The following is a 13368-nucleotide window of genomic DNA, read 5'->3' as shown; positions in this document are numbered from 1 at the left end:
TATCTCTTTAGAGAGAAGAAAACCAATCATCACGTCTGGGGATTTGTGCATGCGCTCGTAACCTCGCCGAGAAGAGCGGGGTCGGGCGCACGTCACGGCACGCCTCGTCTTAAAGTTCGGTGGGGCACTACGCACCCGAGACGACCCGGAGGCATCGCATGAAGTTCCGTGTGGAGCGCGACGCGCTCGCCGACGCCGTGGCGTGGACGGCCAAGAGTCTGCCGAGTCGTCCGTCCGTCCCGGTGCTCGCCGGCGTGATGCTGCGGGTCTCCGACGGCAGCCTCGAGGTCTCCGGCTTCGACTACGAGGTCTCCAGCCAGGTGACCGTCGACATCCAGGGTGACGCCGACGGCGCCGCACTGGTCTCCGGCCGCCTGCTCGCCGAGATCACCAAGGCGCTGCCCGGCAAGCCGGTCGACATCGCCGCCGTCGGCGCCCACCTCGAGCTCGTCTGCGGCAGCGCCCGGTTCACCCTGCCGACCATGCCGGTCGAGGACTACCCGAGCCTGCCGGCGATGCCCGCCAGCGCCGGCACGATCGACGCCGCGACCTTCGCCACAGCGGTCGCCCAGGTCGCGATCGCCGCGGGCCGCGACGAGACGCTGCCGATGATGACCGGCGTGCGGCTCGAGCTCTCCGGCGGCAACATCGCTCTCCTGGCCACCGACCGCTACCGGCTCGCCATGCGCGAGCTGGAGTGGCGCCCGGAGGACCCGGAGATCAGCCTCAACGCGCTCGTGCCGGCCCGCACGCTCAACGACACGGCCAAGACCCTCGGCCCGCTCGGCGGCGACGTGACGATGGCGCTGGCACACGGCGGCGCCGGCGAGGGCATGATCGGCTTCTCGGCGGGCACCCGGCGCACCACCAGCCGGCTGCTCGACGGTGCCAACTACCCGCCGGTGCGGTCGCTCTTCCCGGCCAGCCACAACGCCGAGGCGCGGGTCTCCGTGCCGGCGCTGGTCGAGGTCGTCCGCCGCGTGGCCCTGGTGGCCGAGCGCACCACCCCGGTGCTGCTCAGCTTCGGCCCCGACGGCCTGGTCGTCGAGGCGGGCGGCAGCGAGGAGGCGCGGGCGAGCGAGGCGATGGAGGCCACCTTCACCGGTGAGCCGCTGACCATCGGCTTCAACCCGCAGTACCTCATCGACGGTCTGCAGAACCTCCTGGCACCGACGGCACTCCTCTCCTTCGTCGACGCCTTCAAGCCTGCCGTGATCTCGCCTGCCGGCGACGACGGCGAGATCGTCCCCGGCTACCGCTACCTGATCATGCCGATCCGGGTAACCCGCTGAGCCGCGGGTAACGCAGGGGCAACAGAGCACGTCACACGGGAGAGGAACCCGCTATGCAGCTGGGGCTCATCGGCCTGGGCCGGATGGGCGGCAACATGCGCGAACGTCTGCGCGCCGCCGGTCACGAGGTCGTCGGATTCGACCACAACCTAGAGATCTCCGACGCCAAGAGCCTGACGGAACTGGCCGCCAAGCTCACCGCGCCCCGCGCGGTCTGGGTGATGGTCCCGGCCGGTGTCACCGACAGCACGATCGACGAACTGGCCGCCGTGCTCAGCCCCGGCGACATCATCATCGACGGTGGCAACTCGCGGTTCAGCGCCGACGCACCGCGCGCGGAGCGGCTCGACGTCAAGAGCATCGGGTACGTCGACGTTGGCGTCTCTGGGGGCATCTGGGGCCGGGAGAACGGCTATGCGCTGATGGCCGGCGGCTCCGAGGAGCACATCAACCGGCTCATGCCGATCTTCGAGGCGCTCAAGCCCGCCGGTGAGTTCGGCTTCGTGCACGCCGGGCCGGTCGGCGCCGGGCACTACGCCAAGATGGTCCACAACGGCATCGAATACGGCCTGATGCACGCGTACGCGGAGGGTTACGAGCTGCTCGGCGCCTCCGAGCTCGTGCACAACGTGCCCGGCGTGATCAAGTCGTGGCGCGAGGGCACCGTGATCAAGTCGTGGCTGCTCGACCTGCTCGACCGGGCGCTCGAGCAGGACCCGGGGCTCGACGAGATCAAGGGCTACGCCGACGACACCGGCGAGGGCCGCTGGACCGTCGAGGAGGCGATCCGCCTGGCGGTGCCGATGCACGTCATCGCCGCCTCGCTGTTCGCTCGCTTCGAGTCCCGCGAGGAGGACTCGCCGGCGATGAAGGCGGTGGCCGCGCTGCGCAACCAGTTCGGTGGGCATCCGGTCAAAAAGAGCTGATTCGTGTACGTCCAGCGGCTCGAACTGGTCGACTTCCGCTCGTACGAGCGGGTGGCGGTCGACCTGTCCGCTGGGGCGAGCGTGCTGGTCGGCCCCAACGGGGTCGGCAAGACGAACCTGCTCGAAGCGCTCGGCTACGTGGCGACCCTGGACAGTCACCGGGTCGCCACGGACGCCCCTCTCGTCCGGGCCGGTGCCGCGGCGGCGGTGATCCGCTGCCTGGTCGTCCACGATGGACGCGAGCTGCAGGTCGAGCTGGAGATCGTGCCGGGCAAGGCCAACCGGGCGCGCCTGGGCCGGTCACCGGTCCGCCGCGCCCGGGACGTCCTCGGTGCGCTGCGGATGGTGCTGTTCGCGCCGGAGGACCTGGAGCTGGTCCGCGGCGACCCGGCCGAACGCCGGCGCTACCTGGACGACCTGTTGGTGGCGCGGCAACCCCGCTACGCCGGTGTCCGCGCCGACTACGACCGGGTGGTCAAGCAACGCAACGCGCTGCTCCGCACGTCCTACCTGGCCCGCAAGACCGGCGGCACCCGCGGCGGGGATCTGTCCACCCTGGACGTCTGGGACGCGCACCTGGCCCAGCACGGCGCGGAGCTGCTGGCCGGCCGGCTGGAGCTGGTGACGGCGCTGGCGCCCTTCGTGGCCAAGGCCTACGACGCGGTGGCGGCCGGGCGGACAGCCGCGGGCATCGCCTACCGGGCGTCGATCGAGGTGCCGCCGTCGCCCGATCGCGCCGCCCTCCAGGAGGCGCTGCTGGCCGCGCTGGCCGCGGGCCGTTCGTCCGAAGTGGAACGCGGCGTCACGCTGACGGGTCCGCACCGCGACGACCTGGTGCTGACGCTGGGCGAGCTGCCGGCGAAGGGTTACGCGAGCCACGGCGAGTCGTGGTCCTACGCGCTGGCCTTGCGCCTCGCGGCCTACGACCTGCTGCGGGCCGACGGGATCGAGCCGGTGCTGGCCCTGGACGACGTGTTCGCGGAACTGGACGCGGGCCGCCGCGAGCGGTTGGCCGAGCTGGTCGGCGGCGCCACCCAACTGCTGGTGACGTGCGCGGTGGCCGAGGACGTGCCAGCCTCGTTGCAGGGAGCACGGTTCGAGATCGCGGAAGGTGTGGTGCGTCGTGTCGAGTGACGAGCCGGCCGGTGGCGGATCGCCGCGCACGGGCAGCGGCCGGTCGACGGGCAGGTCCGCCCGCCGCGAGTTCGACCTGGGCTCGGACGGCCCGGACGGCCGAGATTCATCGCGGCTTGGGGAGCCGCCGCCCGGCCGAGGTTCGGCTCGGGCTACGGGGCCGGCGTCCGGCGGAGGCTCAGCTCGGGCTACCGGGCCGGCGTCCGGCGGAGGCTCGGACCAAGGCGTGGGTGGCTCGGCTGCGGCGGGTTCTGATCCCGGGGCGGCGGGGCGTGGCTCCAGTGCCGGCGGGTCCAAACCTGACCGGGCCGGGTCGACCGAAGGGTTGGCAGGTCCGGAGCTGGCGCGGGCAGCGCTGGACGCGGCGCTGGCCAAGCGGGGCGCGGCCGCCCAACGCCGCCGGCCGGCGGTCGGCTCCGGCGGCAGCCAGCGAGGGCGGTTGCGCGGCTATTCGGGGCCGGGCCCCGACCCGCGCGACCCACAACTCTTTGGCGCGGTGCTGGAGCGCCTGGTCAAGGCCCGCGGTTGGCAGAAGCCGGCCGCGGAGGCGACGGTCTTCGGCGCCTGGGAGAAGGTCGTCGGCCCGGACATCGCCGCGCACTGCCGCCCGATCAAGCTGGCCGACGGCGAGCTCACCGTCGAGGCCGAGTCGACGGCCTGGGCCACCCAACTCCGCCTGCTGGCCGCGAACCTGCTCAAACGCATCGCCGGCGAGGTGGGCCACAACGTCGTCAAGAAGCTGCACATCCACGGCCCAGCCGCACCGTCGTGGAACCGCGGCCCGCGCCGGGTGCAGGGCCGCGGCCCTCGCGACACCTACGGCTGACCGCCGCCGATCCATTCAGCCACCGCGCGCCGCGAGTGCGCGCCGGGGACGCACGCGCGCCGCGAGTGCGCGCCGGGGACGCACGCGCGACGCGAGGGCGCGCCAGGGGACGCCCCGCGCGATGATGATGTGCGGCTTGGCCGTCGCAGGTTTCGGTGGCGGCGCTACTTCATGATCGCGTGCGTTAGGTCCGCTTTGCGAGCGGCCCGTGTCGTGATCAGGTGCGCATGCGCTGTCAGATATGGCGCGGGTATTACAGGCGTGCCACACGTGATCATGGCGATGCGCCGCTGGTTCGTCGATTGGCTGCACTGGATCATGAGGTTGCGCGGAGCCCGACTGGACAAGCCGGGTTGCTCCGGTTCCGCAGGGATCAGGACCCCGACGCCCAAGCTGATGAGCCTTGCCGGTGGGAGCCAGGAGCGGCTGGCAGACCGCGTAGCGCTCGTGGAGATGTGGGTAATCGGTTGCTGCGCCGAGGACAACGAACTACCAACATCCGCGGATCGGCGCGGCTCCTGCTTCCGGCGACGGTCGCAAGAAGCCGCGGTCCCGGCTCGCGCCAAGGCGGCTGGGTCCCCGAAACGCAAGGTGCGGTGTCCGTAGGCGGCGGCGGCAGTTGGTCGCGGCGCGCGAACCTACCGAACCAGGCGGAGGCCCGCCGCGTCGCGCTGATCGGCCACCCAACCGATCGAGGCAGGCGCGGCCGGCCCCGGAACGACTAGTAGTCCGCGTAGACGGCGAAGCCGCGGTCCGCGCAGCGGCGGTAGAAGCGGGCCAGGACCGCGAGCTCGCTGCGGGCGAAGCTCCACTGCGGCGCGTCGCCCGACTCGTCCCGCAGGGCGTCCAGCCGCCCGTCGAGCCAGCGCAACTGCTGCTCCGCCAGCCGGCCGCCCGCCAGCGCGGTCCGCAGCACGGCACCGACCGTGTCGAAGGTGACCGTCTCGCCGTGCGACCGGTGCCCGTCGACGAAGCGCTCCAGACCGCCGGCGATCCAGGCGCAGCCGTCCGGGTCGATCACCGGGTCCTCGTCCTCCGCCGCCGCCTCTGTGGCGTAGAGCACACCCTGCAGACCGAGCAGCAGGTCGACCAGCTCCGTGTAGGCCGTTGCCCGGACCGTCCCGGTTTTCGCGATGTGGCCGGCGAGGGCCGCGGTGGGCGCGGCGACGTCGGGGGCGTCCGCCAGGTCGGCGAAGTCGACGAACTCGGCCGGTGCGACCGGGTCGTAGAAACGACCGGTGCGCGGCCACTGGACGGCGACGTTGTCCAGCCCCATCGGGCCACCCTTTCTCGGACAGCTGAGCAGCTTCCCGACACCGGTGAGGTAGGTGCGCGAGCGTATCCCACCGCCGGGTGCTTGCCCCGATCGGATCGCGGGGCAGAAACTACGGCACGGCGGCGGTTTCGCGCGACCCCCGGACGGTCACCTTTGAGATGGGGATCATGGACCTGATTTCCGATTTGCCCGGACCACTGATCCCGGCCGCCACACCGGCCACCGAAAGCGACTCATGATCGAGGGCCAAAACCGGCCGGCGCGCGGCTGGCTCGCGCCGGAGGGCCACACGCGTGGGGGGAGTCGCGGCTAGAGGGGTTCGGGCGCCTGTGGCGCTTCTAGCGCCGTTTTCGGGCCGCGCCGGATGGGTGTTCGAGGCTCCCGCCCGGTAAGATTGGTGGCAGACGAAGGACGACGCGCGGACGACCATATCGGGTCCTCCCCGGCCCGGGGCCGCCCGCGTGTCATGTCCAGCCGATCGTGACCGCGGGAAGGCGCGGCGAGCGGCGCGCCCACACCCCGGTCGCGCCGGTCGTTGGTGGCCGTCCCGCCATACCCGCGCCCGCGGGCCGAGCGTCTCCCGGACGCGCCGGAGCGGCGCGAGAAAGTGGCCAAGGTGGCAACGCAGAAAAAGCAGGAGTACGGCGCCGATTCGATCCAGGTGCTCGAAGGGCTCGAGGCTGTCCGCAAGCGCCCTGGCATGTACATCGGGTCGACCGGTGAACGTGGCCTGCATCACCTGGTCTGGGAGGTCGTCGACAACGCGGTCGACGAGGCACTCGCCGGCTACTGCGACACGATCGACGTCGTGCTGCTCGCCGACGGTGGCGTGCGGGTCGTCGACAACGGTCGTGGTTTCCCCGTCGACCTCCACCCGAAGCTGAAGAAGCCGGGCGTCGAGGTCGCCCTCACGGTCCTGCACGCCGGCGGCAAGTTCGACGGCAAAGCCTACGCAGTGTCCGGCGGTCTGCACGGCGTCGGTGTCTCCGTGGTCAACGCCCTGTCCACCCGGATGGAGGTGGTGATCGACAAGTCCGGCTACGTCTACCGGCAGAGCTACACCAACTCCAAGCCGGGGCCGCTGCAGAAGGGCGAGACCACCAACAAGACGGGCTCCTCGGTTTCCTTCTGGCCCGACCCGAAGATCTTCGAGACCACCGAGTTCGCCTTCGAGACGATCTACCGGCGGCTCCAGGAGTACGCGTTCCTCAACCGCGGTCTGACGATCCACTTCCGTGACGAGCGGCCGACCAGCGAAGAGGACGGCAAGCCGCGCGAGGTCACCTTCCTCTACAAGGGCGGCATCGCCGACTTCGTCCGGCACCTCAACAACACCAAGTCGCCGATCCACAAGTCCGTGGTCGAGTTCGGCGGCGAGGAGGAGGGCATGGCGGTCGAGATCGCCATGCAGTGGAACGAGTCGTACGGCGAGTCGGTCTACACGTTCGCCAACACGATCAACACCCACGAGGGCGGCACCCACGAGGAGGGCTTCCGCGCGGCGCTGACCGGTGTGGTCAACAAGTACGGCACCGAGAAGAAGATCCTCAAGGGTGACGAGAAGCTGACCGGTGAGGACATCCGCGAGGGTCTCGCGGCGATCGTCTCCGTCAAGCTGGCCAACCCGCAGTTCGAGGGCCAGACCAAGACCAAGCTGGGCAACACCCCGGTCAAGAGCTTCGTGCAGCGCGTCTGCAACGAGTGGCTCGCCGACTGGCTGGAGCGCAACCCCAGCGAGGCCAAGACGATCATCACGAAGGCGACCCAGGCCTCCCGGGCCCGGATCGCCGCGCAGCAGGCCCGCAAGCTGGCCCGCCGCAAGTCGCTGCTGGAGTCCGGCTCGATGCCGGGCAAGCTGGCCGACTGCCAGTCGACGGACCCGCGCGAGTCCGAGGTGTTCATCGTCGAGGGCGACTCCGCCGGCGGCTCGGCCAAGCAGGGCCGCGACCCGCGGGTGCAGGCGATCCTGCCGATCCGCGGCAAGATCCTCAACGTGGAGAAGGCACGGATCGACCGGGTGCTGAAGAACAACGAGGTCCAGGCGCTGATCACGGCGCTGGGCACCGGCATCCACGACGACTTCGACATCGAGAAGCTGCGCTACCACAAGATCGTGCTGATGGCCGACGCCGACGTCGACGGTCAGCACATCCAGACGCTGCTGCTGACCCTGCTGTTCCGGTTCATGCGGCCGCTGGTCGAGCTCGGCCACGTCTACCTGGCGTCGCCGCCGCTCTACAAGATCAAGTGGAACAAGAAGGGCGACGACGCGCAGTACGCGTACTCCGACCGCGAGCGTGACGGGCTGATCCGGCTCCGCCAGGAGACCAAGCCCAACGCCAAGCCGGACGACATCCAGCGGTTCAAGGGTCTGGGCGAGATGAACTACCCGGAGCTGTGGGAGACCACGATGAACCCGGCGACCCGCACCCTGCGCCAGGTGACGCTCGACGACGCGGCCACCGCGGACGAGCTGTTCAGCGTGCTGATGGGTGAGGACGTCGAGGCCCGGCGCTCGTTCATCCAGCGCAACGCCAAGGATGTGCGTTTCCTCGACATCTGACGCAACGTTTCGGGGGCCGGCGTGCGTCTTGCATGTCGGCCCCGACGGAAGCGAGCGCTGAAGTTATCCACAGACAGGTCGGTTTCCACAGCCGTTATCCACAGGACGAAAACGGCATTTAGGGCGAAAAAGGATTAATTGTGACGGATAACCCCGAGGCCTACGAGGGCGGCGAGCCGGATCTGGAGGCCGCGGCGGCCGCGGTCGGCCATCGCGACCGGATCGAACCGGTCGGGCTCGAGGTCGAGATGCAGCGCTCCTACCTCGACTACGCGATGAGCGTCATCGTCGGGCGTGCGCTGCCGGACGTCCGCGACGGTCTCAAGCCGGTTCACCGCAAGATCCTTTACGCGATGTACGACTCGGGCTACCGGCCCGACCGTGGCTACGTGAAGTGCTCCCGGGTCGTCGGCGACGTGATGGGTCAGTTCCACCCGCACGGCGACTCCGCGATCTACGACGCGCTCGTCCGGATGGCGCAGACCTGGTCGCTGCGCTACCCGCTGGTCGACGGCAACGGCAACTTCGGTTCGCCGGGCAACGACCCCGCGGCGGCCATGCGATACACCGAGTGCAAGCTCGACCCGCTGGCCATGGAGATGCTCCGGGACATCGACGAGGACACCGTCGACTTCCAGGACAACTACGACGGCCGGGCCAAGGAGCCGGTGATCCTGCCGTCGCGGATCCCCAACCTGCTGGTCAACGGCGCCGAGGGCATCGCGGTCGGCATGGCCACCAAGATCCCGCCGCACAACCTGCGCGAGATCGCCGACGCGGTCAAGTGGTGCCTGGACAACCCCGACGCCGACGAGCCCACCACGCTCGAGGCGCTGCTCGGCATCGTCAAGGGCCCCGACTTCCCGACGTACGGCCTGATCGTCGGCACCCAGGCGATCCAGGACGCGTACCGCACCGGCCGTGGCTCCATCCGCATGCGCGCCGTCGTGGAGGTCGAGGAGGACAAGAAGGGCCGCGCCTGCCTCGTCGTCAGCGAGCTGCCCTACCAGGTCAACCCCGACAACCTGGCCGAGCGCATCGCCGAGCTGATCCGCGAGGGCAAGATCGCCGGCATCGCCGACATCCGGGACGAGTCGTCCGGGCGCACGGGCATGCGGATCGTGATCGTGCTCCGCCGCGACGCGGTCGCCAAGGTCGTGCTGAACAACCTCTACAAGCACACCCAGCTCCAGGAGACCTTCGGCGCCAACATGCTGGCGCTGGTCGACGGCGTGCCGCGCACGCTCAACCTGGCGCAGTTCATCCGCTACTACGTCGAACACCAGATCGACGTCATCCAGCGCCGCACCGCGTACCGGTTGCGCAAGGCCGAGGAGCGCGCGCACATCCTGCGCGGTCTGGTCAAGGCGCTGGACGCGCTCGACGAGGTGATCGCCCTGATCCGGCGCTCGCCGACCGTCGAGGACGCCCGCGCGGGCCTGCGGGACCTGCTGGACATCGACGACATCCAGGCGACCGCGATCCTGGACATGCAGCTCCGCCGCCTGGCGGCCTTGGAGCGGCAGAAGATCATCGACGAGTTGGCGAAGATCGAGATCGACATCGCCGACCTCAAGGACATCCTCGCCAAGCCCGAGCGGCAGCGGAAGATCGTCTCCGACGAGCTCAGCACGATCGTGGAGAAGTGGGGCGACGACCGTCGCACCAAGATCATCCCGTTCGACGGCGAGGTCTCCATGGAGGACCTCATCGCGCGCGAGGACGTGGTGGTCACGATCACCCGCACCGGGTACGCGAAGCGCACCAAGGTCGACCTCTACCGCTCGCAGCGGCGGGGCGGCAAGGGCGTCAGTGGCGCCGGCCTGCGGCAGGACGACATCGTCAGCCACTTCTTCGTGTGCTCCACACACGACTGGATCCTGTTCTTCACGAACAAGGGCCGGGTCTACCGCGCCAAGGCGTACGAGCTGCCGGAGGCCAGCCGCACCGCCCGCGGCCAGCACGTGGCCAACCTGCTGGCGTTCCAGCCCGACGAGCACATCGCACAGGTGATCGAGATCGCCAACTACGGTGTGGCTCCCTACCTCGTGCTGGCCACCCGCAACGGCCTGGTCAAGAAGACCAAGCTGGAGGAGTTCGACTCCAACCGGTCGGGCGGCATCATCGCGGTCAACCTGCGCGACGAGGACGAGCTGGTCGGTGCGGCGCTCGCCGGCCCCGACGACGACCTGCTGCTGGTCTCGCGGATGGCGCAGGCGATCCGGTTCAACGCCACCGACGAGGCGCTGCGGCCGATGGGCCGGGCCACGTCCGGCGTGATCGGCATGCGCTTCACCGGCGCCGACGAGCTGCTGTCCATGGAGGTCGTCCGGGAGGGAATGGACGAACTGGACGTGCTCGTGGCCACGAACGGCGGCTACGCGAAGCGCACGCCGATCGGCGAGTACCCCGTCCAGGGGCGCGGCGGCAAGGGTGTGCTCACAGCTAAGCTCACCGAGCGTCGGGGCGGGCTCGTAGGGGCGGTGGTGATCAGTCCCGACGATGAGCTGTTTGCTATAACGAGCAATGGTGGTGTTATCCGGACTCCGGTGAAGCCTGTACGCCGAACGCGCGATCGGAACACAATGGGGGTCAAGCTCATGGACCTTCCGGACGGCGTAACCATCGTGGCCATCGCTCGCAATGCCGACGAGCCCGACGAACAGGACTAGTTGATGACGGAGACACAGGCGAAGTCGGGGGCTGCGGGGGCCTCGACCACCCCGGACGCGAACGACGCCGCTGCTGGTGGCGCCTCCGCGGCCGGCCGCGCGGCGGTAGGCCGGGCGGTAGTCCCCGCCGACGCACCGTCGCCAAAGTTCACCCGGGCACCGGGCATGCCACCGCCGCCGGACAAGCCCGGCGAGAGTGGCAACTCGTCCGAGGATCGCTCCGACTCGCCGAGCGCCGGCGCTAGCTCCGCCGGCGCGGCGCCCTCCGGCAAGCCGTCGGTCTCGGTGGGGGCATCGCTGGGTGGCGGCCTGTCCTCCTCCTCTCCCAACGGCCCGTCCGGCGCGCCGCCGACGATCACGCGTCCGGGCGCGGCGCGTCCGGACGCGGGCCCCCGTCCGGCCGCCACCGGCCCGGTGGCCGCGGCTCCCGTCAGCGGCGCGGCAGGCTCCGCGTCCGCGGTGGGTGCGGCCCGGGTCACCGAGGCGGTACGCACGGCCCGCACGGCGGTCTCGGGCGGTGCCCGCGGCCCGCGGCGGGCCCGGCTCAACGTCAAGCGGATCGACCCGTGGTCGGTCTTCAAGTTCTCGTTCGCCGTGTCGCTGGTCCTCTTCATCGTGGTCATCGTGGCGACGGCGGTGCTCTACCTCGCCCTCGACGCGATGGGCGTGTTCGAGAAGGTCAACACCAGCCTGGGCGACCTGATCAGCGCCAGCGGCGGCAGCGAGGGCAGCACGTTCAAGATCACGGCCAAGGGCGTGATCGGCACGTCGGCCCTGATCGGCGTGGTCAACGTCGTCCTGTTTACGGCGCTGGCCACCCTCGGCGCATTCATCTACAACGTCTGCGCCGACCTGGTCGGCGGCGTCGAACTCACCCTGGCCGAGCGCGACTGACCCCTTCGTGGTGATACCGGTGCGGCGCCCTGCGCCGTGCCGGTATCCAAGTTGGGGGAAGGGGAGCGGGTACGGTAACCTTGCCCGGTCGCACGGGGCTATAGCTCAGTCGGTTAGAGCGCAGAGCTGATAACTCTGAGGTCGCTGGTTCGATTCCAGCTAGCCCCACTTCAGACGGTCGAAGAGCGTGAGGGGTCTACCCCAATGTTGAAGAAGCTCCTGATCATCGTCGGAGTCGTGGGCGTCGCAGCCCTGGTGGTCAAAAAGGTCAAGGAGTCCAGCGACGAGCGGGCCCTGTGGCACGAGGCGACCACCGCGCCCGACCTCCGATAACTTACTTCCGACACCGGCGGCTCCACCCGCCGTCGGGGCCGTAGCTCAACTGGCAGAGCACTGCCTTTGCAAGGCAGGGGTTAGGGGTTCAAGTCCCCTCGGCTCCACCGAGCCTCTGCGCCTTCGGCGCGGCGGGGGGTTCCCACCCCGCACCCCCCATGGCCGCGCTGCGGCCACTTGCCGCGCCGTGGCGGCCGAGTCGACAGGCGCACGTCGCTGGCTCGAACCGGATCGGTCGACCGGTTAGTCTGCGCCCCGACCCCATAACCAGGTCTCGCCCTCCTGCGCCGGCTCAGCCGGCCTGCGGCTAGAAGTCGGCGCTGCGGCTCAAGGGTTCTGATCCGGCGATGTCGGCCAGCGCGTCCTCGAAGGTCCTGGTCACCGTGTCGAAGGCTGCGCTGCCCAGGACCAGGCGGTGGGGTGGTGGGTCCTGGGCCAGCGCGGCCAGGACCGCGCGGGCACCCCGCGCCGGGTCGCCGGGTTGGTTGCCGTTCTGGGCGACCATCGACGTCCGGATCCCGTCCAGGAGTGGCCGGTAGTCCTCGGGCTCGTCCACCGGCTCCTCGGCGAAGCCGGCATAGGCCCGCGTGCGGAACGCTCCCGGCTCCACCGCCAGCACCTTGATCCCGAACGGTGCCACCTCGGCGCGGAGCACCTCGGTGACCGCCTCCAGGGCGTGCTTCGCCGCCGAGTAGTAGCCGAACCCCGTCACACCGCGCAGCCCGGCCACCGACGACATGTTGACGATCCAGCCGCGGCGCCGGGCCCGCATGCCGGGCAGTACCTCCCGCAGCACCGTGAGCACCGAGAAGAAGTTCAGCTCCAACTGCCGCCGGACCGCGTCGTCGGAGGAGCCTTCCACCGAGCCGTACCAACCGCGCCCGGCGTTGTTGACCAGCACGTCGATCCCGCCGAAGCGCTCCTGCGCTGCTCGCACCGCCGCCGCCACCTGCGCTGGGTCGGTGACGTCCAGTGGCACGACCAGCGCCCGGCCCGCCTGCGCCCGTTCCCACTCCCGCAGCGGCGCGACCCGGCGCGCGGTCAGCACGACCTGGTCACCAGCCTCCAGCGCCGCCGAGGCGTACGCCATGCCGAACCCGCCCGTGCCACCACCCGTGATGAACCACGTCCTCATGGCTCGATCACCAACTCGCTCACCAGGTCACCACGGAGAGTGAACCGGTAGCGGAGATCCACGACCCCACCGGGGAAGTCGCCTTCGAGGTGTTGCCGCACCTCGTACCGCAAATCATCTAGCTTGATCGAACCGGTCGGCGTGGCCGTCCACGTGTACTCGCCGGACACCCGGCCCAGCCAGTCCCGGATCTCCTCCGTACCCCGATAGGTGTGCCCGTCGTCACGCACGACGGCGTCGGCGGTGAAGAATCTGGCGTCGGCCCCTGAGAGATAGCCCGCGATCGCGGGCGGCAGCGTGTTCATGTGTCCAACCGT

The 13368-nt window shown here is 70.1% G+C and carries 11 protein-coding genes and 2 tRNA genes; 10 read left to right on the top strand and 3 right to left on the bottom strand.

What is annotated here, in order from left to right; translation table 11 throughout:
* The first annotated feature begins 158 nt into the window (after nucleotides 1–158).
* The 4 genes from dnaN (at nucleotide 159) to Air01nite_RS11690 (ending at nucleotide 4178) form a co-directional block, all read left to right on the top strand.
* On the top strand, nucleotides 159–1292 hold the full coding sequence (dnaN, locus tag Air01nite_RS11705; protein ID WP_203702034.1) for a DNA polymerase III subunit beta: 1134 nt from the start codon (nucleotides 159–161) through the stop codon (nucleotides 1290–1292).
* Between the two features lie 53 nt (nucleotides 1293–1345).
* Nucleotides 1346–2218 carry a phosphogluconate dehydrogenase (NAD(+)-dependent, decarboxylating) gene (gene gnd / locus Air01nite_RS11700; protein WP_203702033.1) on the top strand — a complete coding sequence of 291 codons (873 nt, stop codon included), beginning with the start codon at nucleotides 1346–1348 and terminating at the stop codon, nucleotides 2216–2218.
* Nucleotides 2219–2221: 3 nt separating this feature from the next.
* Nucleotides 2222–3352, top strand: a complete 1131-nt coding sequence (gene recF / locus Air01nite_RS11695) for a DNA replication/repair protein RecF (RefSeq protein ID WP_203702032.1) — start codon at nucleotides 2222–2224, stop codon at nucleotides 3350–3352.
* A gap of 226 nt (nucleotides 3353–3578) precedes the next feature.
* Nucleotides 3579–4178 (top strand): DciA family protein, encoded by a 600-nt coding sequence (locus Air01nite_RS11690; protein WP_239090655.1) that lies wholly within the window; start codon nucleotides 3579–3581, stop codon nucleotides 4176–4178.
* A 721-nt stretch (nucleotides 4179–4899) separates the two neighbouring features.
* Here the strand turns inward: Air01nite_RS11690 and Air01nite_RS11685 are convergent.
* Entirely contained in the window at nucleotides 4900–5454 is a 555-nt protein-coding gene (locus tag Air01nite_RS11685) for a hypothetical protein (protein WP_203702030.1), read from the bottom strand.
* Between the two features lie 616 nt (nucleotides 5455–6070).
* Between Air01nite_RS11685 and gyrB the strand changes: the two genes are divergently transcribed.
* From gyrB to Air01nite_RS11660, 6 genes are all read left to right on the top strand, one after another.
* Entirely contained in the window at nucleotides 6071–8017 is a 1947-nt protein-coding gene (gyrB, locus tag Air01nite_RS11680; protein WP_203702029.1) for a DNA topoisomerase (ATP-hydrolyzing) subunit B, read from the top strand.
* Between the two features lie 140 nt (nucleotides 8018–8157).
* On the top strand, nucleotides 8158–10689 hold the full coding sequence (gyrA, locus tag Air01nite_RS11675) for a DNA gyrase subunit A (RefSeq protein WP_203702028.1): 2532 nt from the start codon (nucleotides 8158–8160) through the stop codon (nucleotides 10687–10689).
* A 3-nt stretch (nucleotides 10690–10692) separates the two neighbouring features.
* Nucleotides 10693–11583, top strand: a complete 891-nt coding sequence (locus Air01nite_RS11670; RefSeq protein WP_203702027.1) for a DUF3566 domain-containing protein — start codon at nucleotides 10693–10695, stop codon at nucleotides 11581–11583.
* A gap of 94 nt (nucleotides 11584–11677) precedes the next feature.
* A tRNA-Ile gene (locus Air01nite_RS11665) sits at nucleotides 11678–11751 on the top strand.
* Between the two features lie 36 nt (nucleotides 11752–11787).
* On the top strand, nucleotides 11788–11916 hold the full coding sequence (locus Air01nite_RS41080; protein WP_211333954.1) for a DLW-39 family protein: 129 nt from the start codon (nucleotides 11788–11790) through the stop codon (nucleotides 11914–11916).
* A 34-nt stretch (nucleotides 11917–11950) separates the two neighbouring features.
* A tRNA-Ala gene (locus Air01nite_RS11660) sits at nucleotides 11951–12023 on the top strand.
* A gap of 200 nt (nucleotides 12024–12223) precedes the next feature.
* Here Air01nite_RS11660 and Air01nite_RS11655 read toward each other — a convergent pair.
* Both Air01nite_RS11655 and Air01nite_RS11650 read right to left on the bottom strand, forming a co-directional pair.
* Nucleotides 12224–13051, bottom strand: a complete 828-nt coding sequence (locus Air01nite_RS11655) for an SDR family NAD(P)-dependent oxidoreductase (RefSeq protein WP_203702026.1) — start codon at nucleotides 13049–13051, stop codon at nucleotides 12224–12226.
* Complete coding sequence (locus Air01nite_RS11650; protein WP_203702025.1) at nucleotides 13048–13356, bottom strand: nuclear transport factor 2 family protein; 309 nt, start codon at nucleotides 13354–13356, stop codon at nucleotides 13048–13050. Before Air01nite_RS11650 ends, Air01nite_RS11655 begins: the two co-directional genes overlap by 4 nt.
* Nucleotides 13357–13368: the final 12 nt, after the last annotated feature.

The sequence above is a fragment of the Asanoa iriomotensis genome (genome assembly GCF_016862515.1).
Classification (GTDB): Bacteria; Actinomycetota; Actinomycetes; order Mycobacteriales; family Micromonosporaceae; genus Asanoa; species Asanoa iriomotensis.
This window is presented reverse-complemented; position numbering and strand designations above follow the sequence as displayed.

Coding starts and splice junctions, on each gene's coding strand:
- dnaN (WP_203702034.1), top strand. CDS start 159: ATGAAGTTCCGTGTGGAGCGCGACGCGCTCGCCGACGCCGTGGCGTGG.
- gnd (WP_203702033.1), top strand. CDS start 1,346: ATGCAGCTGGGGCTCATCGGCCTGGGCCGGATGGGCGGCAACATGCGC.
- Air01nite_RS11685 (WP_203702030.1), bottom strand. CDS start 5,454: ATGGGGCTGGACAACGTCGCCGTCCAGTGGCCGCGCACCGGTCGTTTC.
- Air01nite_RS11670 (WP_203702027.1), top strand. CDS start 10,693: ATGACGGAGACACAGGCGAAGTCGGGGGCTGCGGGGGCCTCGACCACC.
- Air01nite_RS41080 (WP_211333954.1), top strand. CDS start 11,788: ATGTTGAAGAAGCTCCTGATCATCGTCGGAGTCGTGGGCGTCGCAGCC.
- Air01nite_RS11655 (WP_203702026.1), bottom strand. CDS start 13,051: ATGAGGACGTGGTTCATCACGGGTGGTGGCACGGGCGGGTTCGGCATG.
- Air01nite_RS11650 (WP_203702025.1), bottom strand. CDS start 13,356: ATGAACACGCTGCCGCCCGCGATCGCGGGCTATCTCTCAGGGGCCGAC.